Consider the following 21,981-nt stretch of genomic DNA (forward strand, 5'->3'; position numbering starts at 1 on the left):
CGGGATCGTGCGGGAGGACGTGATGTCGGAGGACGGCGATTCAACCGCCGGGCTGTCGCCTGAGCACGCTCGCGGCCGCTCCCGCTGCGGCGAGTGCGCAGGCGCACCAGATCGCGGTCGTGATCGCCGGGCCATGGCCGGCGGCGCCGCTTCCGCCGGATTCGTGGGCGAGCCCGAAAATCACCGCGACCAGGGCGGCGCCGAGGGACTGGCCGGTGAGGCGCGCCGTCGATTGCATGCCGCTCGCACCTCCGCTGCGATGGCGCGGCGCGCTCGTGATGATCACCTTGTTGTTGGGCGATTGGAACAGGCCGAACCCGATGCCGCACAGGGTCAGGCGCCAGCCGATCTCGAAGGCGGAGGGGTTCGCCGGGAGCAGGGCGACGCTGGCGAGGCCGATGGCGAGGAGGGCGAGTCCGACGCCGCCGAGCAGCCCGGGCGCGTAGCGGTCGGCGAGCCTACCCGAGATCGGCGCCGCGATCGCGATGGCGATCGGCCAGGGCGTCATCAGGAACCCGGTCTGGGTCTCGGAGAGCCGCATGACGTCCTGGAAGTAGAAGGGCAGGGCGACGTAGGCCATCATCTGCGCGGCGAAGGAGGCGATCGACGTCGCCATCGACAGCGCGAAGGCGGGGATGCGCAGGAGATCGACGGGAAGCAGCGGCGCCGGCAGGGAGAGCTGCGTCCTCACGAAGACCGCGCCGACGACGAGGCCGGCGGCAATCTCCGCCACGGCGATCCAGCGGCCCTCGGCTTGCCCGATTCCGTCGATGCCGATGATGAGCAGGCCGAAGGTCACCGCGTTGAGAAGCGCGCTGACGACGTCGAAGCGCGCGCCGCTCCTCGGGGTGAACGGCAAGGTCCGCAGCGCCACCGCGAAGGCGACGAGGCCGACCGGAACGTTGACGAGGAAGAGCCAGGGCCAGGTCGCTACCGAGAGGATCGCCGCAGCCACGGTGGGGCCGGCCGCAGAGGCCATCGCGACGATGAGCGCCACGGTGCCCACCCCGCGTCCGATGAGCTTGCTCGGATAGATGAAGCGGACGAGCGCGATGTTCACGCTCATGATCCCTGCCGCGCCGATCCCCTGGGCGATCCGTGCCGCGACGAGCCAGCCGAGGGTCGGCGAGAGGGCGCAGGCGAGCGACGCGGCGGTGAACAAGGCGAGGCCGAACAGGTAGACCCGGCGGTAGCCGAGGATGTCGCCCAGCGACGCGAAGGGGAGGAGCGAAGCCGTCACGGCGATCTGGAAGCTGTTGACCACGAAGATCGCCGAGGCCGGGCTGACGCCGAGATCCTTGGCCATCACCGGCAGGGCGACGTTGACGATGGCGCCGTCGAGCACCGCCATGGTCATGGCGAGGCCGATCGCGAGCAGCGCCAGCATCCGCTCTCGAACGGGCAGGCCATCGGCAACTTTGCCGTCCGAACCCGCGCTGTTCGCGTTCTTGCCGGCTTCGTGCTCCTCGGCCACTTGCGTCATCGCCCCGCCCGTGGCCGAACCACGATCAATTCGCGGTGCCCTATCTCATTGCCGGGCCGTCCTCTTCAAGGCTGGCCCCTTCGGAGTCTCACGATGCTGTTCCGTCCGTGCAGCCTTGCCCTGCGCCTGCCTGCCCTCGGCCTCGCCCTCGCTCTGGCCGCTATGCCCTCGGTCTCGGAAGCGCAGGAGGCGCCGCTCGGCATCGGCATCGAGGGTTTCGCCTATCCCTACCTCGTGCGGTTTCTGGAGGTGAGCCGGGACGGCGAGCGCCAGCGCCTCGCCTATATGGACGTGGTGCCGACCGGCACCGCCAACGGCCGCACCGTGCTGCTGCTGCACGGCCGCAACTTCCCGTCGAGCTACTGGCAACCGGTCATCGCCGCGCTGACCGGCGCCGGCTATCGGGTCGTTGCCGCCGACCAGCTCGGCTTCGGCAAGTCGTCGAAGCCGGTCGGGCCCTTCAGCTTCGACGTCATGGCGGCCGACACCGTCGCGCTCCTCGATGTCCTGGGCCTCGCCCGCGTTGATGTCGTCGCCCACTCGATGGGCGGCATGCTGGCGGTCCGCCTCGCCCGCAACGCCCCGAGCCGGATCAACAGCCTCGTCCTCGAGGCCCCGATCGGGCTCGAGGATTACCGCTTCTTCGTGCCCCCGGTCTCGAACGAGACGCTCCTGCGGATCGAGACCGACGTGACGGCGGACGTCTACCGCCGGCAACTCATGACCAATTACGCCCTTTCCCTGCCGCCCTCCGCGATCGAGCCCTTCGTGCAGATCCGCGAGCGGGTGAAGGGGTCTGGCGAGTATCCGCGCTGGGTCCAGTCCTTCGTGAATTCCTACCAGATCATCTGGGGCCAGCCGGTGGTCCACGAGATCCCGCTCGTGACCCATCCGACCCTGTTCGTGATGGGCGAGAACGACCGCAACGCGCCGGGCAGGCCGTTCGCGCCGGCGGAACTGAGGTCCAAGATGGGCGAGAACGCCGCCCACGCCCGCGCGCTCGCCGCCAGGATGCCGGACGGGCGCGCCGAGGTGCTCCCCGGCATTGGCCATCTCGTCCACATGGAGGCGACCGACACCTTCAACGGGTTGACGCTGGATTTCCTGAACGGGCATTGAGCGCCCGTTTCGTCAACGAGGAGCGGCTCGCTTCCGCGAGAGCGGATAAAGCCCCCATAGCCGGTAAGAATTCCGTGTTGCCGCCCCCGATCGCCTGATTCGCTGATGTCCGGAACGGCGCCTCATGCGATACGTTGATCGCCATCCACGGGCTTGCGGGGCTTGGGGCGGGCGGATCGGGAGTAGCATGGGCACGGATACCTCGGCGACCGGGAGCGTGGCTGAGAGCCTGGTGGGAGATGCCTTCCAGGATTTCGCGAACGACGTGCCGCTCATGATGTGGCGTTCCGACGCCAACGGTCTTGCCATCCACCACAATGAGAGCTGGGTGCGATTCACCGGACGCCGGCCTGAGGAAGAGGCCGGCGAGGGCTGGCGCCGCGGCCTCCACCCGGACGACATCGAGCGCCACGCTGCCCTGGTGGCCGACGCCTTCGGGGCACGCCAGCCCTACACCGCCGAGTTTCGCCTGCGCCGCCACGACGGGGCTTACCGCTGGCTCCTGGATACCGCGAGACCGATCGATCGCGGGGGTGTGTTCTCGGGGTATCTCGGCACCTGTTTCGACATCACCGACCGCAAACATGCAGAGGAGCACGCCGCCGCCGCCCTCGCCGAGAAGGAGGCGCTGCTGGCGGAGGTCTACCACCGCGTCCGCAACAACTTGCAGGTGATGGTCAGCCTGATCGGGCTCTATGGCCGCGCAGCACCTGCTCCCTGTCGGGGCAGCTTCGAAGCCTTGGGCCAGCGAGTCCGTGCGATCGCCCTGGTCCAGCAGCACCTCCATGAGGCGCCCCACATCGCTTCGATCGATCTGCGCGATTATCTTCACCGGCTCGCCTCAGGCCTCGGACAATTGCGCCGGGCGGGCCGAATCAGCGTCGTCGTCGAGGGATACGGCACCACCCTCGTCGAGCCCCGCACCGCCAATGCCTTGGGCATGATCGTCGCCGAAGTCGTCGCCGAATGCCTCGACACGACGGCCGATTCCGTCTCCTGCACCATCTCGATTCGCATCGACGCCAAGGCGGGGGCACCGGTGGGCCTCTCCATCGTCACCGGAACCGGCCAGGAGGCCGTCCCGGCTCCGGCCGGTGCCGTCCCGAACCTCGGCCCTCGGCTCATCGCCGCTTACGCGGCCCAGGCCGAGATCGCCGTACGCGGCAGCGCCAGCCCGAACGAACCCCTGGAATTGCAATTGCCCGAGGTCTTGACCCGGATCGTTGCCGGCTGACGTGGGCCACGCTTCGCCTTCGTGGCGAAGCCGACCTATATCCAGGGCGCCGCACTCAAGTTCGTGCCCTCGTCGTCGAAACCCGGTTTGCCGTCGCCATGCTTCCCCCGATCGAGACCATCGTCGAGAATTTCACTTTCATAGAGGATTGGGAGGAGCGGTACCGCTACGTGATCGAACTCGGCCGTGCCCTGCCGCCTGGGGACGAGTCCCTGCACAGCGAGGTCAACAAGGTCCATGGCTGCGCCAGTCAGGTCTGGCTCGATCTCGGCCTCGACAGCTCAAGCCCGGAACCCCGCCTGAGCGTTCGCGGCGATAGCGACGCTCATATCGTGCGCGGCCTCGTCGCCCTCATGGTCGCCCTTTTCGATGGCAAGACTCCGAAGGAGGCTGCCGCCACCGACGCCTTCGCCCTCTACAGCGAACTCGGGCTTGCGGAGCACCTGACGCCGCAGCGTTCCAACGGCGTGCGCGCGATGGCGGACCGCATCCGCCGGGATGTGGTCCAACTCGCGGCGGCATAGCGACGTTCATCCCCGCCAGATCCGCATGCGGGCGCGGTCGGGACCGGTCGCTTCCCGCTCCAAGCCGTAATGCTCGGCGAGGCGTGCGAGGGCGATCTTCGCCACCACCTTGGCCGAGCGCGCCGGCCAGCGCCTTTCCGCCTCGATCCTCTCCAAACCCTTGAGGAAGCCGCAGAGGTCGATCAGCAGTCCCGACAGGTCGCTGCCGACGGCCTCGAGGGCGGCGCGGACCCGCTGGCGTCCAGCGAGCATGGTATCGGAGGCCCCCGAAGGATCGCGCGGGCCGCCGCCATCGACCTTGATGCCGCTCCAATCGGCTCCCAGTCGCGGCATCAGCGACGCCGTGGTGAGGTCGCGCCGCAGCCTTTCGCCGACCTCGAAGCAGGCCGCATCGATAAGGGGCCGGCCATCGCGGTCGCGCCGCCGCGCCATCCAGGCGAGGGGGCTCTCCGATGCATCGCGCAAGGGGCCGTTCCGGCGATCGGCATCGCCGACGATATCGAGATGCTGGGCGAGATGCGGGGGGGCATCCCCAGCCGACTCGCGCCGCAGCCGTGCCAGGCCGGCTTGGCTGATCGTCAACCGACCACGGCGCCCATGATCGCGCTCGGCAAGATCCCTGTTCACGAGCGCATCACCTGCGTTCCGCGGGAGCCGCCCCGACCCCAGCGACACGCCGTTCCCGCCGCCGCGGACCAGGATTCCGTCCTCGGTGAGCGGGTCGTCGATCGCGTATGCGCCTTCGCGGCCGAGTGCCGACAGCAGCCGTGCCGCATCGCGGTCGAGGTCGCTATCTTCTCCGCCTCGGCCGATGACGGATCTGGAGTTGGGCTTGCAGGTGACGTTCATGATATGTTCCGCTACGCAGAAGCACGGCGCCGACTGCCGTTCAACCAACGATAAAGGAAAAATATCCTATAGCAAGTCTTGACAGCCCAAAAAACCGAACGCGTAACGACGCGGCGCACGGGCGGTCCGCAGAACCCGCCCATGCACACGCGAATGACGCCTCAAGCGGCTTCGTCGTAATTGCCGTTGCGGGTCTGGCCGAGACCGATCGCCTTGGCGAGGTCGGAACGGGCCTTGGCGTAGTTCGGAGCCACCATCGGATAGTCGGGCGGAAGGCCCCATTTCGCACGATACTGCTCGGGACTCATGTCGTACTTGGCACGCAGGTGCCGCTTGAGCGACTTGAACACCCGTCCATCCTCGAGGCAGACGATGTGGTCGGGCGTGACCGACTTCTTGATCGGCACGGCGGGCTGCTGCGGCTCCGTGGAGACCGTCTCGACCGCTCCGCCGGCGACCTGGAGCAGCGAGGTATGAATCCGGTTGATGAGGTTAGGCAGTTCACCCGGGGGAACCGGATTGTTGCTCACATAGGCTGAGACGATGTCGACCGTCAGTCCCACGTAATCGGTCGAGGTATCGATATCTTGCATGATCGGAACAGTTCCTTTGACGCAACGCGGAGAGCGGCTCCGGCACAGCTATTAGGTGTGAAACCAAGTGCCGATCCACCTGCAAGAGGGCTCGGCCTGCTGGTCGCGAGCAGACACCACGGCAACGCCTGGTAGCGGGTAAGTCATTGACTGTCGGCGGCAATTCTAGCCGCCGTCCGCACCCTTTATGATATTCACCCTATCCTAGCAAGACAGCCGAATGCAGGTCGGATACGCAGCGACGACTTGGGAAGCCGAGATGTCGAGCGAACGTGATTTTTCCTTCACTGCGAACGGAATGCGTCCCGGCCACGTTACTCTGTAACTGTTCTAAATCTCTCGCGATGGCCGGGATCTGGTGGGCTCTAGTCGACTCTTGTATTTTTCCTGAGGCGGCCCCTGCGGCGATGCTGCGGCCTTGCCCGCATCGTGTTCGCGCGGCACATGCCGGTGAGGCCGGCGCAAGGCGCTTTCCTCTACTATCCTCGTAAGCCTTTCGACCCGCAGTTCTGTCGACCTGCAAGGATCTGTCAGATGGCCTCCCACCGCATCTCCATCCCTGTCCCCCAGGCGGCGCCCGTCGCTGATCGCCGGCCGCATCGCTACGAGGTCCACGGCGTCGAGGTCGTCGACGACTATGCCTGGCTGAAGGCCGGGAACTGGCGCGCCGTCCTGAAGGACCCCGCGGCCCTGCCGGCGGACATCCACGATTACCTGAGCGCGGAGAACGCCTTCACGCAGGCCGCCCTCGATCCGGTAGAGCCATTGCGCAAGACCCTCGTGGCCGAGATGCGGGGGCGCATCCGCGAGGACGATAGCGGCGTCCCGGCCCCCGACGGGCCGCATGCCTATTACACCCGCCACCGCGAGGGCGGTCAGCATCCCCTGGTCTGCCGCCGCCCCCGCACCGTCTTGGTGCCGCCGGGGCAGGAGGCCGATGGCGGGCCGGAGCCGGGCGAGACCATCCTCATCGACGGCGACAAGGAGGGGGCGGGACTGGCCTTCTTCGAACTCTCCACCGCCGCCCATTCGGACGACCACTCGCGCCTCGCCTGGAGCGCCGACACCAAGGGCTCGGAGCTCTACGTCGTCCGGGTGCGGGACCTCTCCACGGGCGAGGATCTTCCGGACCGGGTCGAGGCGACCTCCGGCGAGGTGGTCTGGGCCGCGGACGGCGGGGCCTTCTACTACACGGCGGTGGACGACAATCATCGCCCGGCCCGCGTCATGCGCCACCGCCTCGGCACGCCCCAGGACGACGACGTCGTGATCTACGAGGAGCGCGATTCCGGCTTCTTCGTCCATATCGACGAGACCCAGTCCGGCACCTACCTCACCGTCACGGCGAGCGATCACGAGACCTCGGAGGTCCACCTTCTCGATCGGCACGCCGCCAACCCGGTGCTGACCGTGGTGCAGCCGCGGGTGCCGCTCCTGATCTATTCGGTGGAGCATTGGGGCTCCTACCTCTTCCTCCTCACCAACGCCGACGGCGCCGAGGACTTCAAGATCGCGAGCTGCCCGATCGCCAGTCCGGGCCGCGAGAACTGGGCCGACGTGATCCCGCACCGCCCGGGCATCATGATCCGCCACCAGCACCTCATAGCCGGCCACCTCGTGCGGCTGGAGATCGAGAATGCGCGCCCGCGCATCATCGTGCGCGACTTCTCGGGTACCGAGCACGCCGTCGCCTTCGCCGAGGAGGCCTATTCCCTCGGGCTGCAGCCGGGCCACGAGTTCGAGACTGCGGTGATCCGCTTCACCTACTCGTCGATGACCACGCCGGCCGAAACCTACGACTACGATTGCGTCACCCGTGCCCGGCAGCTGCGCAAGCGCCAGACGGTGCCAAGCGGGCACAAGCCCGAGGACTACGTCACCCGCCGGCTCTTCGCCACGGCGCCGGACGGCGAAACAGTGCCGATCTCGCTGCTGCACAAGCGCGGCCTGCACCTCGACGGCAGCGCCCCGCTCCTCCTCTACGGCTACGGCTCCTACGGAACGCTGATGCCCGCCGCCTTCCGCACCAACCTGCTCAGCCTCGTCGACCGCGGCTTCGTCTACGCCATCGCGCATATCCGCGGCGGCACCGAGAAGGGCTGGCGCTGGTACATGGACGGAAAGCGCGAGAAGAAGCCGAACACCTTCTCGGACTTCGTCGCCTGCGGCCGCGCCCTGATCGAGGCGGGCTACACCGCTGAGGGCCGGATCGTCGCCCATGGCGGCTCGGCCGGCGGCATGCTGATGGGGGCGGTGGCCAACCTCGCGCCCGAGCTTTTCGCCGGCATCGTCGCCGACGTGCCCTTCGTCGACGTCCTCAACACCATGCTCGACGGCGACCTGCCGCTGACCCCGCCCGAATGGCCCGAATGGGGCAACCCGCGCGAGAGCGAGACTGCGTTCCGCACGATCCTCGGCTACTCGCCCTACGAGAACGTCGCGGCCAAGGAGTACCCGGCAATCCTGGCGCTCGGCGGCCTCACCGACCCCCGCGTCACCTATTGGGAGCCGGCCAAATGGGTCGCACGGCTCCGGGCGACGATGACGGGCGGCGGCCCGGTCTTCCTGCGGATCAACATGGAAGCCGGCCATGGCGGCGCCGCCGGCCGCTTCGACCGCCTGGAGGAGGTCGGCCTGATCTACGCATTCGCGCTTTTGGCGGTGGGGAAGGCGTAAGCTCCCTTCGTCAGGGGCCGAGCCGGATGGATCAGGGTTCGGCCGTTAGTGGCGGCGCTTCCTGAGGGGCCTGTTTCCGAGCTTCGGCGGCCCTGTCTTGGGCGGCCTTTTCCATTGCCGAGCGTTCCGCTGCCACCTTCTCCTGCGTTGCCTTCTCGGCCGCGATCCGCTCTGCCGCAGCCTTGATCGCCTCGGCCCTGGCCCGTTCCATTTCGATCCGTGCTCGGCGGCGCAGACGTTCGCTCTGATCCGCCTCGAACAGTTCAATGCTCTCGAGTTCGCGCTGAAGCACGAAGGCAGCGAGTCCGCTGGTCAGCGGGCCGGGATCGACGATGCGCTCGGGCGCGGTCAGGCTGCCGGCGTAGCCGAACTGGACGTTCGGTTTGCCCGCATTCCAGCCGCGCGGGATCGTCGTGCCCGTGAGGGTGCCGCGGGCATCGAGCCGTCCATTACGCAGATCGAGGGCGAGGCTCCCGACCCAGCGGCCGCCATCGAGGTCGACGGCAAGCGGCGTCGCCCGCAACATGCCCCCGACGAGGGTGATGGGCGCCGTCACCGGCCCCTTGGCGGCGAAGGGGCCGGCGCTCATGGCTTCCGACACCATCGTCCTCAGGCGTCCATCGCGCAGCGGGTCGTCGTCTTCGAGCGCACGGCTCAGGGCGCGCCCGAGGCCGGCGGGATCGCCCCCCGGCAGGCTCAGTCCGGACAGCGTGAGGCTGCCGTTGCCGCCGAGGTTGTTCGCGAGGCCGACGAGGCTCTCGCCCGATGCGCCGAAGCGCAAGCCGGCCGAGACCTTGGCGGCGATCGGCCCGCTTCCCGCGAGGGCGACGAGGTCGGCATCGTCGATGCGGCCCTCGCCCGAGATCGAGGCGGCTCCGCCTTGACGCGCGATGCTCGCGGCACCGGTCAACCGGCCTCCGGCCAGGAGGCCGGAGATGCCATCGAGGTCCAACGTCCCGTCGACGAAGCGCAGGTTGAGCGCGGCTCCCGAGGCGACGAAGCCGCGGCCAAGATCGAGGGTGTCTGCGCGCAAGGCGATGGCGATCGGCGGACGCTCGGGTGCCGGGGCAAAGCGTGCGCTCGACAAGGAGACGTCGGCGCTCGGCACGGCACGCGGATCGGGCGGAATCACCAGCATCGCCGCGAGCCAGGGCAATGACAACCGCCGCAGGCCGATGCTGCCGCCGAGATCTCCCTCCGGCGCCCGCAGGAGCTCCGCAGTGACCGGATTGCCGGCGATGCGCCCGCTCAGCCCGAACCGCGCCTCGTCGCCTGCCCGCGACAGGACGAGCGTCAGTTCAGCGGGAAGCGGTCCCTGCAACGAGGACGACTTGCCGAAGGCGAGGTCGAGTACGGGCACGAGGTCGGCGCTGGTGAGGGCGATCTCGCCGGCATCCGGCGGGTTGAGACCGGGTTCGACCAGGATCGGCTTTCGCGTCGCCAGCCCCAAGCCCGCGACGGTCCCATCCAGCGTCACGCTGAGCGGACCGGCCCCTGATCCCCGCCGTCCTGCGAGGGACAGGCGCGCAGGCTGGCGGACGGGCCCGGCACGTCCGATCCAGCGGCTGGCCTCGGCCGTCGCGAGGGTTGCGTCGAGGCTGTCGATCCGTCCGGCGCGACTCAACACGGCGAGGTCGAGGTCGCCGCCCGCCGTCGTACCCTTGGCGGTTGCCTTCAAGGTATCAGCCGCCCCTGCCTCGCGTTCCAGAGCCAGGTCGAGGTCGAGGGCGCCGCGACGCAGGAAATCCGGCAGGAGCCGCGCCTCCGCCACCCAGGCCCGGTCGAGGAGAGCGAGAAGGGGTGCGGCCACGGGCGCCGAGACTCGACCGGCGATCCGGCCCGAGCCGTCGGGCGCGATCCGGCCCGAGAGCCGCGCGTTCGCTCCGGCAAGGTCGCTCACCTCCAGCGTGTCGATGGCAAGCGCCGGTCCGTCGGACTGGATGCTGGCCGCGATGGTGCCGCCTCGTCCCGCGGACCTGCGTTCGCCGAGAGCCCCGTAGCGGACATCCGTCGCCCGGAAAGTCAGGCCGAGATCGTGTCCCTGCAGGCCCGACAGAGAGTGAGCGAAGGACGGGAGCGTGGCGATGTCGAGGCCATGGCCGGCGATCTGCGCGTCGAAGCGCCCGCGCTCTCCCGCCTCGCCACGCATATAGCGGGCGTTGCCCGTGAGGCGCGCCTCGCCCAGCGCCAGGCGCAGGTTGCGCAGCGACAGGGTCGGGAACGCCGCCGACACGTCCGCACTGCCCTGGACCGGCCGCCCGTCCATCACCGTCACCGCCGGTCCGTCGAGGCCGAACTTTCTCAGGTAGCGGCCGAAGCCCTCGGAAGAAGGCGCGTCGATCGACAGGTTTCCCGTGAAACGAAGACTCGGCTGGGTTTCGACAGATCCTGACGCAGAGAGTGAGGCTTCGCCCGGCGCCTTCGCGCGGAACCGCCGGAGCAGGAGGCCACCGCCCCGGTCGAGGGTGATGCCCAGCGCGAGGTCCGACCAGTCGTCGAGCCCGAGTGCAACGCTCTCGACGGCGACGTCGAGATCCATCAGCATCGGCAGCCCGCTCGTCGCCGCAGGCAGGCCTCGACCGATCAGGGCCTGTCCCTCGGTCGAGAGCAGGAAGGCATCGAGGTCGAGGCGCCGGGCTTCCAGGGAGAGGGCGCCGCGACCCTCGCGCAGGTCGAGACGACCACTGCCGCTCAGCCGCAGGGCCTTGCCGCCGGGATCGATCTCTACACTGACCGTCTCGAAGCTCGCGGCCGGGCCGCGTCCCTTGAAGGCGCCAGACAGCGAGAATGGCAGGTAGGGACCGGCCGCCTGTGCCGGCGGCCCGACGACAACCCGCATCGTCCCTTCCGTCTCCGGCACGACGGCACGCATGGGACCGGCGGCCGTCGTCGGGACAGGCACGAGGCCCATTCGCGCTTCCAGCTCGAAGCGCGGCCGGCTGTCGCCGCCGGCCGAGGCCTTGATGCCGATCCGGCCGTCGGCTCCGGCCTCGCTGGTGGAGAAACGGAAGGGCAGACCGGACTGGGTCCCGGTCACTCGCCAGGGACCTGCGAGTCGCGGCGCGTCAAGGCGGATGTCCTCGGCCCGGATCTGGTCGGTACGTCCGGTCGCGGCGACGGTGGTGACGACGAGTTGCTGGATCGCCACGTCATCGACGACGAGGTTCGGGCCGCCCTCGCCGGTCCTTGCCGCCGGCAGCATGATCGCATCGCCCTCGCTGACCGGAAGCCGGATCTCGGCCCGGCCCATCCGCGTCTCGGTGAAACGGAACTCGCCGCCGAGGAGTGGCGTCAGCCCGATCTCCGCCTTCACGAAGGCGAGATCGAGGGCTGGTTTGCCGACGTCGGCCGTCTCGCCGAGATGCAGTCTGTCGAGGCGCAGCCGAGGCGAGGGCAGAAGGCGAACGGCGATGCGGCCCTCGCTCCGAGCGGGAAGGCCGAGGGAGCGCGCGATGCCGCGGTCCACGAGACCCCGATAGTCGCTCCACGGAAAGAATGGCGGAATCGCCAGTGCGGCGACGAGGATCACGATGACGGCGCCCGCGACCGCGGTCAGGATGTCACGCACCAGCTCTGTTCCCGTGTCGCCCGTCCTGTCTTTCAGGACGGCGCCATGCACAGGGCGTGCGATCGCGGTGCAGGCGCGTCTCCGGCCCGCCCAGTCGCTCCCCCGTGCCGCGCGAATAGCACATGGCCAGGATCAAGACAGGGCGGAAGGCGGCACAACCCTGCGGGACATGACGCCTGAACGATGCGACCTGTCAGCGCCGGGGCGGGACGATGGCGGGCGGTCCGGCCGGCGGTCGAGCCATCTCGTTGCGCTGCATCTGTATCTCGGTCTGGCCGCTCCGGAGCTGCTGTCTCTGTTCGATGCCCCGGATCTGGCTCTGCGTGTCCATCCGCTCGTTGAGATTGTTGAGGCGGTCGGGATTGCCGGAGAGCTGTGAGAGGGCGGGACTCGCGGCGATGATGGCCGCCGTGAAGAGGAGGGTGAAGCGCATCGTGGTCTCGCGATCTGGCACGGTGAACTGGTGTGTGATTCGACGACTCCGAAGACGAGAGGCCAGTTCCGTCATCGCGGCCGAAGGTCACTTGTCCAAGCCTCGTTCACCCTCGACGCCGTTCGCGTTTTGGTCCAGTGATGCGGCCATGAAACAGCCATCCGGCGCGGCGGCCGCGCCCGTTCCGAGCCACCCCGCGACATCCATAGCCGCCCGCGCCATGGCCTCCCTGAGGCCGCAGGGCGCCGAATATCTCGACGGCCTCAACCCGGAGCAGCGACGCGCCGTCGAGGCCACGGAGGGGCCTGTGCTGGTGCTCGCCGGTGCCGGCACCGGCAAGACTCGCGTGCTCACGACCCGGATCGCCCATCTCATCGCGACCGGCAAGGCGCGGCCCTTCGACATCCTGTCGGTGACCTTCACCAACAAGGCTGCCCGCGAGATGAAGCTGCGCATCGGCGCGCTGATCGGGCCGGCGGGCGAGGGCATGCCGTGGCTTGGTACCTTCCACGCCATCGGCACCAAGATCCTGCGTCGGCACGCCGAGATGGTGGGATTGCGCTCTGATTTCACCATCCTCGGCATGGACGACCAGCTCCGCCTGATGAAGCAGGTCATCGTCGACCAGAACATCGACGAGAAACGCTGGCCGGCCCGCGCCCTGTCCTCGGCCATCGACGGCTGGAAGAACCGAGGGCTCATGCCCGAGCAGGTACCGCCAGGCGAGGCCGGCGCCTTCGCCTTCGGCAAGGGCGGCACGCTCTACATCGCCTACCAAGCGCGCCTCGCGACCCTCAACGCGGTGGATTTCGGCGACCTCCTGCTTCTCTGTCTCAAGCTCTGGCGCGAGAACCCGGACGTGCTGGAAAACTATCAGCAGCGCTTCCGCTACATCCTCGTCGACGAGTATCAGGACACCAACGTCGCGCAGTACCTGTGGCTGAGGCTGCTCGCGCAGGGCCACCGCAACGTCGCCTGCGTCGGCGACGACGACCAGTCGATCTATGGCTGGCGCGGCGCCGAGGTCGACAACATCCTTCGCTTCGAGCACGACTTTCCCGGTGCCGTCGTCGTCAGGCTCGAGCGCAATTATCGCTCGACCGGCCATATCCTCGCCGCGGCCTCGGGGTTGATCGCCAAGAACGAGGGCCGGCTCGGCAAGACCCTTCACACCGAGGACGTGCCCGGCGAGAAGGTCACCGTGTCGGGCGCCTGGGATTCCGAGGAGGAGGCGCGCCAGCTCGGCGAGTCGATCGAGAGCCTGCAGGTCAAGGGTCATCCCCTGTCGGAGATCGCCGTGCTGGTGCGGATCTCGGCGCAGATGCGCGAGATCGAGGACCGCTTCGTCCAGCTCGGTCTGCCCTACCGCGTCATCGGCGGCCCGCGCTTCTATGAGCGCGCCGAGATCCGCGATGCGCTCGCCTACCTGCGCGTCACCGCCAACCCGGCCGACGACCTCGCCTTCGAGCGCATCTTCAATACGCCAAAGCGCGGCCTCGGCGACGCGACCCTGCAGGTGCTCCACGCCCATGCCCGCGCCCGAAAGGTGCCGCTCCTGCTCGCCGCCCGCGGGCTGATCGAGACCGACGACCTGAAGCCCAAGGCCCGCTCGACCCTGCGCGCCCTCGTGGAGAGCTTCACACGGTGGGCGCGGCTCGTGGAGAACCAGCCGCAATCGGAGGTGGCCCAGGTCATCCTGGAGGAATCCGGCTATACCGAGATGTGGAAGAAGGAGCGCTCGGCCGACGCTGCCGGGCGCCTCGAAAACCTCAAGGAGTTCGTGCGCTCCATGGAGGAGTTCCCGGATCTCGCAGCCTTCCTCGAACACGTCTCCTTGGTCATGGAGGCGAGCGAGCAGGAGGGAGCCGAGCGCGTCAGCCTGATGACGCTCCACGCTGCCAAGGGGCTCGAGTTCGACACGGTGTTTCTCCCCGGCTGGGAGGACGGCCTGTTTCCCAACCAGAGGGCGCTCGACGAGAGCGGCCGGGCCGGGCTCGAGGAGGAGCGCCGCCTCGCCCATGTCGGCCTGACGCGGGCAAGAAAGCGCGCCAAGCTCTCCTTCGCCGTCAACCGGCGCATCCACGGGCTGTGGTCATCCACGGTGCCGAGCCGCTTCATCGACGAGTTGCCCGAGGATGCCGTCGATGTCGTCGACGCGCCCGCGCATTTTGCCGCAGGTGCGTCCCGCTTCGATCGTAATCCGACTCCATTCGGCTCGTCCTACGGCACGCCGGGCTGGCAGCGGGCGCAGGAGAATACCGCTCGGAACGGCACCGGACGTCAGGAGTTCGGCCGCGGTACGGCTTCGCGTGGCGGGCCCCGTCAGATCGAGGGCGAGCTCGTCGCCAAATCCACCGGCGCCCCCTCCGCCTTCACCATCGGAATGCGGGTCTTCCACATGAAGTTCGGGCCCGGCGACGTCGCCGGAGTCGACGGGAACAAGCTCACGGTTGACTTCGACAAGGCCGGTCGGAAGATGGTTCTCGACAGCTTCATCCAGCCGGGGTGAGGCGTCCCTCTGGGTCTCCCGGGGGGGCTTTCCTTCGCTGCGGTTCATGGGCGTGGCGGAGCGGACAGGATCACGATGGATCTGCACCCATCCAGGGTTTTGCATTCCTCTCGATCTTACGGCTTCTTTAATGAAATCCTGTCGTCATTTGCATGTCGCGTGCAGCGCGGCATGGTGTGTGCACGCCCCTCTTCGTCTCGCCGCGGGAGGATCGTGAGAACAGCCCAATATCCACAGCCGTCTCATCGGTGGATGGAACTCGCAAGCTGCGATGAGTTTGGTCTGTGAGTGGGGATGACGATCGAGGGTGAGGGCGTAGCGTAGCGAAAGCGTTGGCAAGTCCAGATTGGCAAGTCCAGTTGGAGTGTTGTTCGATGAAAAGACGGCGCACACGACTTGAATTGGTTGACGAGCATCCTGCCCGACTACTGCACCGAACGCGCTTCGAGGAAGAGCGAAACTTAAGTCCGATCCAGCCACTGACAGACCGGCAAGCGCAGTACCTCGACGCCCTCGCCTCGAACTCACAAGTCATCGTCCTAGGGCCCGCCGGCACGGGCAAGACCTACATCGCCGGAACCCGCGCCGCGGACCAGCTCCGCCAGAGGCGGATATCCAAGGTCATCATCACTCGCCCGAACGTCCCTTCGGGCCGCTCCCTCGGGTTCTTCCCCGGCTCGCTGGAAGAGAAGATCGCGCCCTGGGTCGCCCCCCTCACCGAGACCATGAAGGAGCGGATGGGGGCCGCCGCCTTCGAGATCGCCTGCAAGACCGGCGACATCGAGGTCGTCCCCTTCGAGGTGATGCGCGGGCGCACCTTCAAGAACTGCCTCGTGATCCTCGACGAGGCCCAGAACACCACGACCGCCGAGATCAAGATGTTCCTGACCCGCATCGGCGACGATTGCCAGGTCATCATCAACGGCGACGTCAGCCAGACCGATCTGCGCGAGACCTCCGGCCTGCGTACCATCATCCACCTCGTGAAAAGCCGGATGATGCCGATCCCGATCGTCGAGTTCACCCTCGACGATATCGTCCGCTCCGGAATTTGTGCGGACTGGGTGAGGGCTTTCGAGGAAACGAAACTCTGACTTGAGTGTTGTTGGCGGCGGGTTCGAGCGGAGCCCGCCGCACGCCCCGGCGCGCGACAATCTTCTCCCGAGCGAATTCGGGACAGGACATTCCGGGTGCCGCACTCGGGACACAGAGAACAGGATGCTTCTCATGAGGAAACTGACGTTTGCCGTCGCCATGCTCGCCTCCATCGGCGGCGCAAGCCTCGTCACCTCCGCCTCGGCGGCCCCCGGCATCCCCATGGGCGTCACCGCGCCCGAGTCCGTCACCACCGTCCAGATGATGCGCATGGAGCGCCGCATGATGGAGCGTCGCATGATGAAGCGCCGCATGATGGAGCGCCGGATGATGCGCCGCCGGATGATGCGCCGCATGTGATCCTGACGGATCGGAATTCGGGCGGGCTCTTCGGGGCCCGCCTTTTTTCATGGAAGTTCGCCTGGGGTGCGGCAAAGCGGGTTGCCTCGTCGAGAAAGCGCAACGCGAATTCATCGATCCTCGGATCGAGGATGTCTGTCGCGGGCTAGGCTTGTCAGGACTGAATGGCGGAGGGAGCGGGATTCGAACCCGCGATACCGTTTCCGGTATACACACTTTCCAGGCGTGCGCCTTCAACCACTCGGCCACCCCTCCAGACCCGATGCATCTCGCTGCGGCCGCTGGGAAGCGGAGCCTGCTTTCGCGCGTCGGGTGGGGTGCTGTACAGGTCGCATCGGCGACGTGCAAGGCGCTCCGGGCCACGCTCGCTCGCTCATCACGGTCCCGTTCTCAGATTTGCCGCTTTCGGCGCGCATCGCCTCACGCCTTGCCGCGCCGCACCCAACCCGGCTGGAGACCGCCCGACGGTGATCCGCTTCGAGAACGTGACCAAGACCTACCGGACCGACGGGCACCGCCGCACGATCCTGGAGAAAGTCTCGTTCAGCCTGAAGCCCGGGATCAGCTACGGCATCCTCGGGATCAACGGGGCCGGCAAGTCCACCACCATGCGGCTGATCTCCGGGACGGAGGATCCCTCGCGGGGACGGATCCACCGCAACCTGCGGGTCTCCTGGCCCCTCGGTTTCGGAGGCGGGTTCCACCCGGCGATGACCGGCCGCGACAACGTCATCTTCGTGGCGCGGATCTACGGCGAGGATCCCAGGAAGGTGCTCGAATTCGTCGAGGACTTCTCCGAACTCGGCAGCTACCTCGACGTTCCGATCAGAACCTACTCCTCCGGCATGAGTTCGCGCCTCGCCTTCGGGATGAGCATGGCGATCCCGTTCGATTGCTATCTCATCGACGAAGTCACGGCCGTCGGCGACGCACGGTTCCAGCGCCGATGCTCGGACGCCTTCGCGGCGAGACGGGAGAACGCCGACGTCATCATGGTCTCGCACGACATGGAGACGCTGCGCACCTGGTGCAGACAGGGCATCGTGCTCATCAACGGCCGCGCCATCGTCTACGAGGACATCAACGACGCGATCGAAGTCTACCGCCGCATGAACGCGTGACCTTGCGCGTCGCCGGCCACGGTTTTGCCGCGCCCGGCCGCTAGGATCATCGGCGAATTCGGCAGGAAGGCCCCGGAATGCGGTCAACCGGAACGGGACATCGGGGGTCATGACGGTCACTATCCGCAATCCGCAGGGCCAGCCGCTCAGCACGGCGGACCGCTCGAACGCTGTGGCGGAGGCGCTGAAGCAGACCGCCCGCGTGTCGCGCTTCATCGACCGGAAGAAGGGGCTCAGAGCCTACCAGACCCACGCCAAGCGCGACGTGGTGATCCCGATCCTGTTCGTGGTCGTGTTCCTGATCCCGGCGGCGCTCGGGACCCTCTATTACGGCCTCCTGGCCTCGGACCAGTTCGTCACCGAGGCGCGCTTCGCCCTGCGCCCGGCCCTCGGCGCCGTCGACAAGGCCAATCCCGACCAGGTCGGCACCAATTCCGGCAGCACCACCGGGATGATGGTGATCCAGGACAGCCTCGTCGTCGCCAACTACCTCGAGAGCCGCCCGATGATCGAGGCGATCGAGGCGTCGTTGCCCCTGCGCAAGATGTTCTCGCGCGACGACATCGACTATTTCTCGCGGTTCAACCCCGAGAAGCCGATCGAGAAGTTCGTCAAGTACTGGAACAAGCGCGTCGCGGTCCACATCGAGACCAATTCCGGCATCATCTCGCTCTTCGTCACGGCGTTCGATCCGGCCGAATCCCTGGCCCTGACACAGGCGATCCTGCACGAGAGCGAGCGCATGGTGAACGCCCTCAGCATGAGGGCGCGCGAGGACGCGGTCGCCGAGAGCACCCGCGAGCTCAAGCTCGCCGAGGAGCGGATGACGAAGATCCGCACCGCCGTCGCGAGCCTGCGCAACCGGGAGGGCGTGCTCGATGCCCAAAAGTCCAACGAGGCCAACCTCAAGGTGATCGGCGAATTGCGCACGGCGCGGGTCAACCTCGCCGTTCAGCTCGCCCTCGGACAACGCGACCTCGGGCCGGAATCCCGGCGCATCCAGGACATCAAGTCCCAGATCAAGGACCTCGACGACAACATCGGCCGGATCGAGCGGCAGGCCGCGAGCCAGGATCCCGAGCAGCGCCGGGTGCTGGCCGGTGCCCTCACGGAGTTCGAGGCCTTGGATAACGACCGCAAGGATGCGGAGAAATACTACGCCAAGGTCCTGGCGGCTTATGAACGCGCGCGGATCATCGCCGCGCGCCAGGTGGAGTTCTTCACTCCCATTGTCCAGCCGGTTCTTGCCCAGTCGTCCCAGCAGCCCCGCCGCCTCCTGATGATCAGCCTGATCGTCGCCGGGGCCGGGATCGCCTTTGCCCTCTCGGTCTTCGCCCGCAAGCAGATGGCCTGAGCAGCGGACGGCTTGAAACGCCCGCCGGTCAGTCCGGCAGGCGCAGATCGCCGAGGTCGCGCAGCCGCGGCCAGCGTGCCTCGGCCTCCCCAATGACGGAGGGTGTCCGCCGGGCGAGGTCGCGAGTCTCCGCGGTCCGAAACAGGTAGAGGCGCTCCGTCCCCTCGAAGATCACGCGGGCGTAGACCAGGGGGTCCGCGTCGACGATGCGGCCTTGCACGACGCCGAGGGGATCATGTCCGGCGAGCCGCGGCGCGTAGGTCGCCGGGTCGTCGCGGAACACCAGGAGGTTGGCACGGCTGGCAAAACGCCAGGCTCGCCTCTGCCACGACAGTTCGAAGGCGGCCTGTCCCGGGAGCGGACCGGCGGCCGCGTCGAGGAAGTAGCTGACGGCGTCGTAGCCGCGCAGGCCGAGGGTATCGGCAAGGACAGGCGGCGGCGTTGCCGCTCCGGCACGGCGGGGCGACAAGCCCGAAGCGGCCGGGACGAGACTACCGAGGAAGGCGAGGCAATGACGCCGCGTTAACCACATCTTGCGGTGTTCCGGCCATGGATGAACAATAAGGCGAGGGATCGGATCGCCGGTCGATGCGGTTTTCCGTGCCGTCGATCCTGGACCAGACCCCGTCAAAAGACCCTTTACGTCGCTTCATGGCGGCGTCCACCGCGCGGATGACGAGACAGATGTCGAAGACACGGACATCCCCAACCGGGCTTCCGGACGGACCTTTGCCGCAGCGCCGCAGAATGCTGGCGCTGATGGCCGCGACCATTCTCTCCGCGTCAGGCGTCGCCGGCGCGGCCCTTGCCAGGCCCGTCGATCCCGAAGGGGATCCCGGATCGTTCCGGCCCGAGGAAATTCTCGACTCCGGCCATCGATTCTTCGGCTCGATCTCGCGCGGCCTCGGCAAGGCAGTGGAGGAGGCGACCCGACGCTGGGGAGAGCCCAATGGCTACATCCTCGGTCAGGAGGCGTCCGGCGCCATCGTCGGTGGCGTCCGCTACGGCGAAGGCACGCTCTACACCCGCAATGCCGGCCAGCGCCGGATCTACTGGCAGGGGCCGAGCATCGGCTTCGATCTCGGCGGCGACGGCGATCGGACGATGATGCTGATCTACAACCTGCCCGCGGTGGCCAAGCTCTATCGCCGCTTCGGAGGCGTCGACGGATCGGCCTACGTCGTCGGCGGGATCGGCATGAGCGCAGTGACCTCGAACGGCATCGTGGTCGTTCCGATCCGTACGGGCGTCGGCGCCCGCCTCGGCATCAATGTCGGGTACCTGAAGTTCACCAGCCGGCCGACCTGGAATCCGTTTTGACCGGAGTGCCGCATCTTTGCCCCTTGACCGAGGGATCGTTCGCCCATCCACCGGGCTTGAGCGATGATGGCGATGGGACCGCGTGCGGGATGGCAACAGGTGGGACGAGCACTGCCGCGTGATTGAAACCGTCATGATCTTCGCGCTCGGCTTCCTGCTGGCGAGCCTGTGCGCACTGCTCTTCCTGCCCGCGGTGAACGCCCGTGCGGCCCGGCTCGCGCGTCGCCGGATGGCGGCTTTGTTCCCCCTCACCACTGTCGAGATCGCGGCGGAGAAGGACTATCTTCGCGCCCAGTTCGCGGTGGAGCGTCGGAGGCTGGAGCGGCGCCTGCAGGCCGTCGCCGCCGAGAAGCATGCCGATATGGCGGCGATCGGCGTGCGCACCCTCGAAGCAGCCGCTCTGTCGCGTGCGATCGAGGAGCGCGAGACGACCCTGAGGGCCAAAGAGAGCGAGATCGCCGAGATCAGTGGACAGCGAGACAGGACGACCCTGGACCTCGAAGCAACCCGGTCCGACTTCGCCCTCGGCGTCGCTACCCTGGAGGTTCTGGAGGAGGCCCACCGCGACCTCCTCGACGATCTCCTGCGTACCCGCCGCAGGACGGCTCTCGTTTCGGATCAGGACGTCCGGTCGGCTGACATCGATCTGCAGGCGCAGGTCGAAGCCCTGGCCGCGGAGCGCGATGCCCTCCGTGCCAGCCTGAGCGAAGCGCGGGAGGCCCTGGCCCAGGGAGGCGCGGAGGTCGTGAACGACAACGCCGCCTTGCGCGCCAGCATCACGGCCCTGGCCGACGCCCTGCTCCGGGGCGAACGGCTGCCCTCGGTGGCCGCTTTCCCGTTACCCTCCTCCGGCCAGACGGCCTCCAAGCCGGCTCTGGCGGCGGGTCAACCATGAAGTCTGCGTTGGCCCATGTGAATCGATCCCCACCTCGTTCGTTGCCGACGCCTCGGAAGGCGTCGTAGAAGGCCTCCACTTCACGCGATGACCATCCCGATGCCTTGTTTCCACCATGCGAGCGCATCATCGGGTCGTTCATTCCCTCTATCTTCGAGACGGACTCGACCTTTCATGTCCCTGAAGCTGACATCGCTCGCCGTGATCCTTGCCGCCGGATTCGTGCTGCCTGCCGCGCAAGCGATGGCGCAAGGAGCCCCGCAGACCAAGCGCGGCAACGAAACCCTCAAGAAATACTGCACCGGTGACTACCTCACCTATTGCGGCAACCTCTCGCCGGACGATCCGGCGGTCGACAAATGCTTCCAGGCCAACTGGACGAAGCTTACCGAGAATTGCCGCAGGGCGATCGACGCCTATGAGAAGACACAGGGCAAGAAGGGCTGAGCCGGCTGCCCCGCAGCTTGGGCGAAGCTCCGCCGTCTCGCTCGCCTCGGCGCGCGCCAACGGCTAAGGTGGCGCCGTTCAGTGCCGGACCCCTGTCGATGTCGCCTCGTTCCCGTTCCCTGCCGATCCTCGTCGCCCTCGGCCTCGTCGCCCTGGCCGCATCGGCCTGCGGCCGGCGCGGATCGCTCGAACCGCCGCCGGATGGAGCCATCGCCCCGCGGCCGACCTCGTCGCGTGCCTTGCCGGCTGGACCTCTGTCGAGCGCGGTCGAAGACGGCGACGAGCTCAGTCCCTCCGCGGTGACGCAAAGCGGGACCGGGGCGCCGCTCACCACAACCAGGGGGGCCAAGCGCGGCTACGTCATCCCCAAGGATCCCTTCGTCCTCGACCCGCTGCTCTAG

19 protein-coding genes and 1 tRNA gene are annotated in these 21,981 nt (G+C 67.7%); 13 read left to right on the forward strand and 7 right to left on the reverse strand.

Annotated elements, in window-relative coordinates; translation table 11 throughout:
• Nucleotides 1-40: 40 nt before the first annotated feature.
• Nucleotides 41-1,387, reverse strand: coding sequence for an MFS transporter (locus K2Y56_RS12095; protein WP_292507780.1), 1,347 nt, complete (start codon nucleotides 1,385-1,387; stop codon nucleotides 41-43).
• 189 nt (nucleotides 1,388-1,576) lie between these two features.
• Between K2Y56_RS12095 and K2Y56_RS12100 the strand changes: the two genes are divergently transcribed.
• From K2Y56_RS12100 to K2Y56_RS12110, 3 genes are all read left to right on the forward strand, one after another.
• On the forward strand, nucleotides 1,577-2,602 hold the full coding sequence (locus K2Y56_RS12100) for an alpha/beta fold hydrolase (RefSeq protein ID WP_292507636.1): 1,026 nt from the start codon (nucleotides 1,577-1,579) through the stop codon (nucleotides 2,600-2,602).
• Nucleotides 2,603-2,789: 187 nt separating this feature from the next.
• The gene (locus K2Y56_RS12105; protein WP_292507637.1) at nucleotides 2,790-3,836 is read left to right on the forward strand and encodes a PAS domain S-box protein; all 1,047 of its coding nucleotides are present in this window, start codon (nucleotides 2,790-2,792) and stop codon (nucleotides 3,834-3,836) included.
• 98 nt (nucleotides 3,837-3,934) lie between these two features.
• Entirely contained in the window at nucleotides 3,935-4,360 is a 426-nt protein-coding gene (locus tag K2Y56_RS12110; protein WP_292507638.1) for a SufE family protein, read from the forward strand.
• 6 nt (nucleotides 4,361-4,366) lie between these two features.
• On the opposite strand, the gene K2Y56_RS12115 is transcribed toward K2Y56_RS12110, so the two are convergent.
• The gene (locus K2Y56_RS12115) at nucleotides 4,367-5,209 is read right to left on the reverse strand and encodes a DUF6456 domain-containing protein (protein ID WP_292507639.1); all 843 of its coding nucleotides are present in this window, start codon (nucleotides 5,207-5,209) and stop codon (nucleotides 4,367-4,369) included.
• 161 nt (nucleotides 5,210-5,370) lie between these two features.
• Nucleotides 5,371-5,802: a MucR family transcriptional regulator gene (locus tag K2Y56_RS12120; protein WP_292507640.1), complete on the reverse strand. Its 432-nt coding sequence runs from the start codon at nucleotides 5,800-5,802 to the stop codon at nucleotides 5,371-5,373.
• A gap of 534 nt (nucleotides 5,803-6,336) precedes the next feature.
• On the opposite strand from K2Y56_RS12120, the gene K2Y56_RS12125 reads away from it, so the two are divergent.
• On the forward strand, nucleotides 6,337-8,478 hold the full coding sequence (locus K2Y56_RS12125) for a S9 family peptidase (protein WP_292507641.1): 2,142 nt from the start codon (nucleotides 6,337-6,339) through the stop codon (nucleotides 8,476-8,478).
• Nucleotides 8,479-8,509: 31 nt separating this feature from the next.
• Here the strand turns inward: K2Y56_RS12125 and K2Y56_RS12130 are convergent, their stop codons facing one another.
• Together K2Y56_RS12130 and K2Y56_RS12135 are read right to left on the reverse strand one after the other, a co-directional pair.
• Complete coding sequence (locus K2Y56_RS12130) at nucleotides 8,510-12,046, reverse strand: AsmA family protein (protein WP_292507642.1); 3,537 nt, start codon at nucleotides 12,044-12,046, stop codon at nucleotides 8,510-8,512.
• A gap of 193 nt (nucleotides 12,047-12,239) precedes the next feature.
• Complete coding sequence (locus tag K2Y56_RS12135) at nucleotides 12,240-12,479, reverse strand: hypothetical protein (protein WP_292507643.1); 240 nt, start codon at nucleotides 12,477-12,479, stop codon at nucleotides 12,240-12,242.
• A 148-nt stretch (nucleotides 12,480-12,627) separates the two neighbouring features.
• On the opposite strand from K2Y56_RS12135, the gene K2Y56_RS12140 reads away from it, so the two are divergent.
• The 3 genes from K2Y56_RS12140 (at nucleotide 12,628) to K2Y56_RS12150 (ending at nucleotide 16,443) form a co-directional block, all read left to right on the forward strand.
• The gene (locus K2Y56_RS12140) at nucleotides 12,628-14,988 is read left to right on the forward strand and encodes an ATP-dependent helicase (protein ID WP_292507644.1); all 2,361 of its coding nucleotides are present in this window, start codon (nucleotides 12,628-12,630) and stop codon (nucleotides 14,986-14,988) included.
• Nucleotides 14,989-15,362: 374 nt separating this feature from the next.
• Nucleotides 15,363-16,082, forward strand: a complete 720-nt coding sequence (locus K2Y56_RS12145; protein ID WP_292507645.1) for a PhoH family protein — start codon at nucleotides 15,363-15,365, stop codon at nucleotides 16,080-16,082.
• Nucleotides 16,083-16,215: 133 nt separating this feature from the next.
• Nucleotides 16,216-16,443, forward strand: a complete 228-nt coding sequence (locus tag K2Y56_RS12150) for a hypothetical protein (RefSeq protein WP_292507646.1) — start codon at nucleotides 16,216-16,218, stop codon at nucleotides 16,441-16,443.
• A 165-nt stretch (nucleotides 16,444-16,608) separates the two neighbouring features.
• On the opposite strand, the gene K2Y56_RS12155 is transcribed toward K2Y56_RS12150, so the two are convergent.
• Nucleotides 16,609-16,698, reverse strand: a tRNA-Ser gene (locus K2Y56_RS12155).
• 212 nt (nucleotides 16,699-16,910) lie between these two features.
• On the opposite strand from K2Y56_RS12155, the gene K2Y56_RS12160 reads away from it, so the two are divergent.
• Together K2Y56_RS12160 and K2Y56_RS12165 are read left to right on the forward strand one after the other, a co-directional pair.
• Entirely contained in the window at nucleotides 16,911-17,564 is a 654-nt protein-coding gene (locus tag K2Y56_RS12160) for an ABC transporter ATP-binding protein (RefSeq protein ID WP_292507647.1), read from the forward strand.
• A gap of 109 nt (nucleotides 17,565-17,673) precedes the next feature.
• Entirely contained in the window at nucleotides 17,674-18,918 is a 1,245-nt protein-coding gene (locus tag K2Y56_RS12165) for a capsule biosynthesis protein (protein WP_292507648.1), read from the forward strand.
• 28 nt (nucleotides 18,919-18,946) lie between these two features.
• Here the strand turns inward: K2Y56_RS12165 and K2Y56_RS12170 are convergent, their stop codons facing one another.
• Nucleotides 18,947-19,450, reverse strand: a complete 504-nt coding sequence (locus K2Y56_RS12170; RefSeq protein WP_292507649.1) for a hypothetical protein — start codon at nucleotides 19,448-19,450, stop codon at nucleotides 18,947-18,949.
• 215 nt (nucleotides 19,451-19,665) lie between these two features.
• Between K2Y56_RS12170 and K2Y56_RS12175 the strand changes: the two genes are divergently transcribed.
• From K2Y56_RS12175 to K2Y56_RS12190, 4 genes are all read left to right on the forward strand, one after another.
• Nucleotides 19,666-20,238 (forward strand): DUF1134 domain-containing protein, encoded by a 573-nt coding sequence (locus K2Y56_RS12175; protein WP_292507782.1) that lies wholly within the window; start codon nucleotides 19,666-19,668, stop codon nucleotides 20,236-20,238.
• A 118-nt stretch (nucleotides 20,239-20,356) separates the two neighbouring features.
• A complete protein-coding gene (locus tag K2Y56_RS12180; protein ID WP_292507650.1) occupies nucleotides 20,357-21,133 on the forward strand; it encodes a hypothetical protein in 777 nt (258 codons plus the stop codon).
• A 174-nt stretch (nucleotides 21,134-21,307) separates the two neighbouring features.
• Nucleotides 21,308-21,580 carry a 3',5'-cyclic-nucleotide phosphodiesterase gene (locus K2Y56_RS12185; RefSeq protein ID WP_292507651.1) on the forward strand — a complete coding sequence of 91 codons (273 nt, stop codon included), beginning with the start codon at nucleotides 21,308-21,310 and terminating at the stop codon, nucleotides 21,578-21,580.
• A gap of 98 nt (nucleotides 21,581-21,678) precedes the next feature.
• Nucleotides 21,679-21,981 (forward strand): hypothetical protein, encoded by a 303-nt coding sequence (locus K2Y56_RS12190; RefSeq protein WP_292507652.1) that lies wholly within the window; start codon nucleotides 21,679-21,681, stop codon nucleotides 21,979-21,981.

This window comes from Methylobacterium sp. (genome assembly GCF_019745455.1).
Taxonomy (GTDB): Bacteria; Pseudomonadota; Alphaproteobacteria; order Rhizobiales; family Beijerinckiaceae; genus Methylobacterium.

Coding starts and splice junctions, on each gene's coding strand:
- K2Y56_RS12095 (WP_292507780.1), bottom strand. CDS start 1,387: ATGCTGGCGCTGCTCGCGATCGGCCTCGCCATGACCATGGCGGTGCTC.
- K2Y56_RS12185 (WP_292507651.1), top strand. CDS start 21,308: ATGTCCCTGAAGCTGACATCGCTCGCCGTGATCCTTGCCGCCGGATTC.
- K2Y56_RS12190 (WP_292507652.1), top strand. CDS start 21,679: ATGTCGCCTCGTTCCCGTTCCCTGCCGATCCTCGTCGCCCTCGGCCTC.
- K2Y56_RS12115 (WP_292507639.1), bottom strand. CDS start 5,209: ATGAACGTCACCTGCAAGCCCAACTCCAGATCCGTCATCGGCCGAGGC.
- K2Y56_RS12145 (WP_292507645.1), top strand. CDS start 15,363: ATGAAAAGACGGCGCACACGACTTGAATTGGTTGACGAGCATCCTGCC.
- K2Y56_RS12140 (WP_292507644.1), top strand. CDS start 12,628: ATGAAACAGCCATCCGGCGCGGCGGCCGCGCCCGTTCCGAGCCACCCC.
- K2Y56_RS12120 (WP_292507640.1), bottom strand. CDS start 5,802: ATGCAAGATATCGATACCTCGACCGATTACGTGGGACTGACGGTCGAC.
- K2Y56_RS12165 (WP_292507648.1), top strand. CDS start 17,674: ATGACGGTCACTATCCGCAATCCGCAGGGCCAGCCGCTCAGCACGGCG.
- K2Y56_RS12100 (WP_292507636.1), top strand. CDS start 1,577: ATGCTGTTCCGTCCGTGCAGCCTTGCCCTGCGCCTGCCTGCCCTCGGC.
- K2Y56_RS12125 (WP_292507641.1), top strand. CDS start 6,337: ATGGCCTCCCACCGCATCTCCATCCCTGTCCCCCAGGCGGCGCCCGTC.
- K2Y56_RS12135 (WP_292507643.1), bottom strand. CDS start 12,479: ATGCGCTTCACCCTCCTCTTCACGGCGGCCATCATCGCCGCGAGTCCC.
- K2Y56_RS12170 (WP_292507649.1), bottom strand. CDS start 19,450: ATGTGGTTAACGCGGCGTCATTGCCTCGCCTTCCTCGGTAGTCTCGTC.
- K2Y56_RS12110 (WP_292507638.1), top strand. CDS start 3,935: ATGCTTCCCCCGATCGAGACCATCGTCGAGAATTTCACTTTCATAGAG.
- K2Y56_RS12105 (WP_292507637.1), top strand. CDS start 2,790: ATGGGCACGGATACCTCGGCGACCGGGAGCGTGGCTGAGAGCCTGGTG.
- K2Y56_RS12175 (WP_292507782.1), top strand. CDS start 19,666: ATGCTGGCGCTGATGGCCGCGACCATTCTCTCCGCGTCAGGCGTCGCC.
- K2Y56_RS12150 (WP_292507646.1), top strand. CDS start 16,216: ATGAGGAAACTGACGTTTGCCGTCGCCATGCTCGCCTCCATCGGCGGC.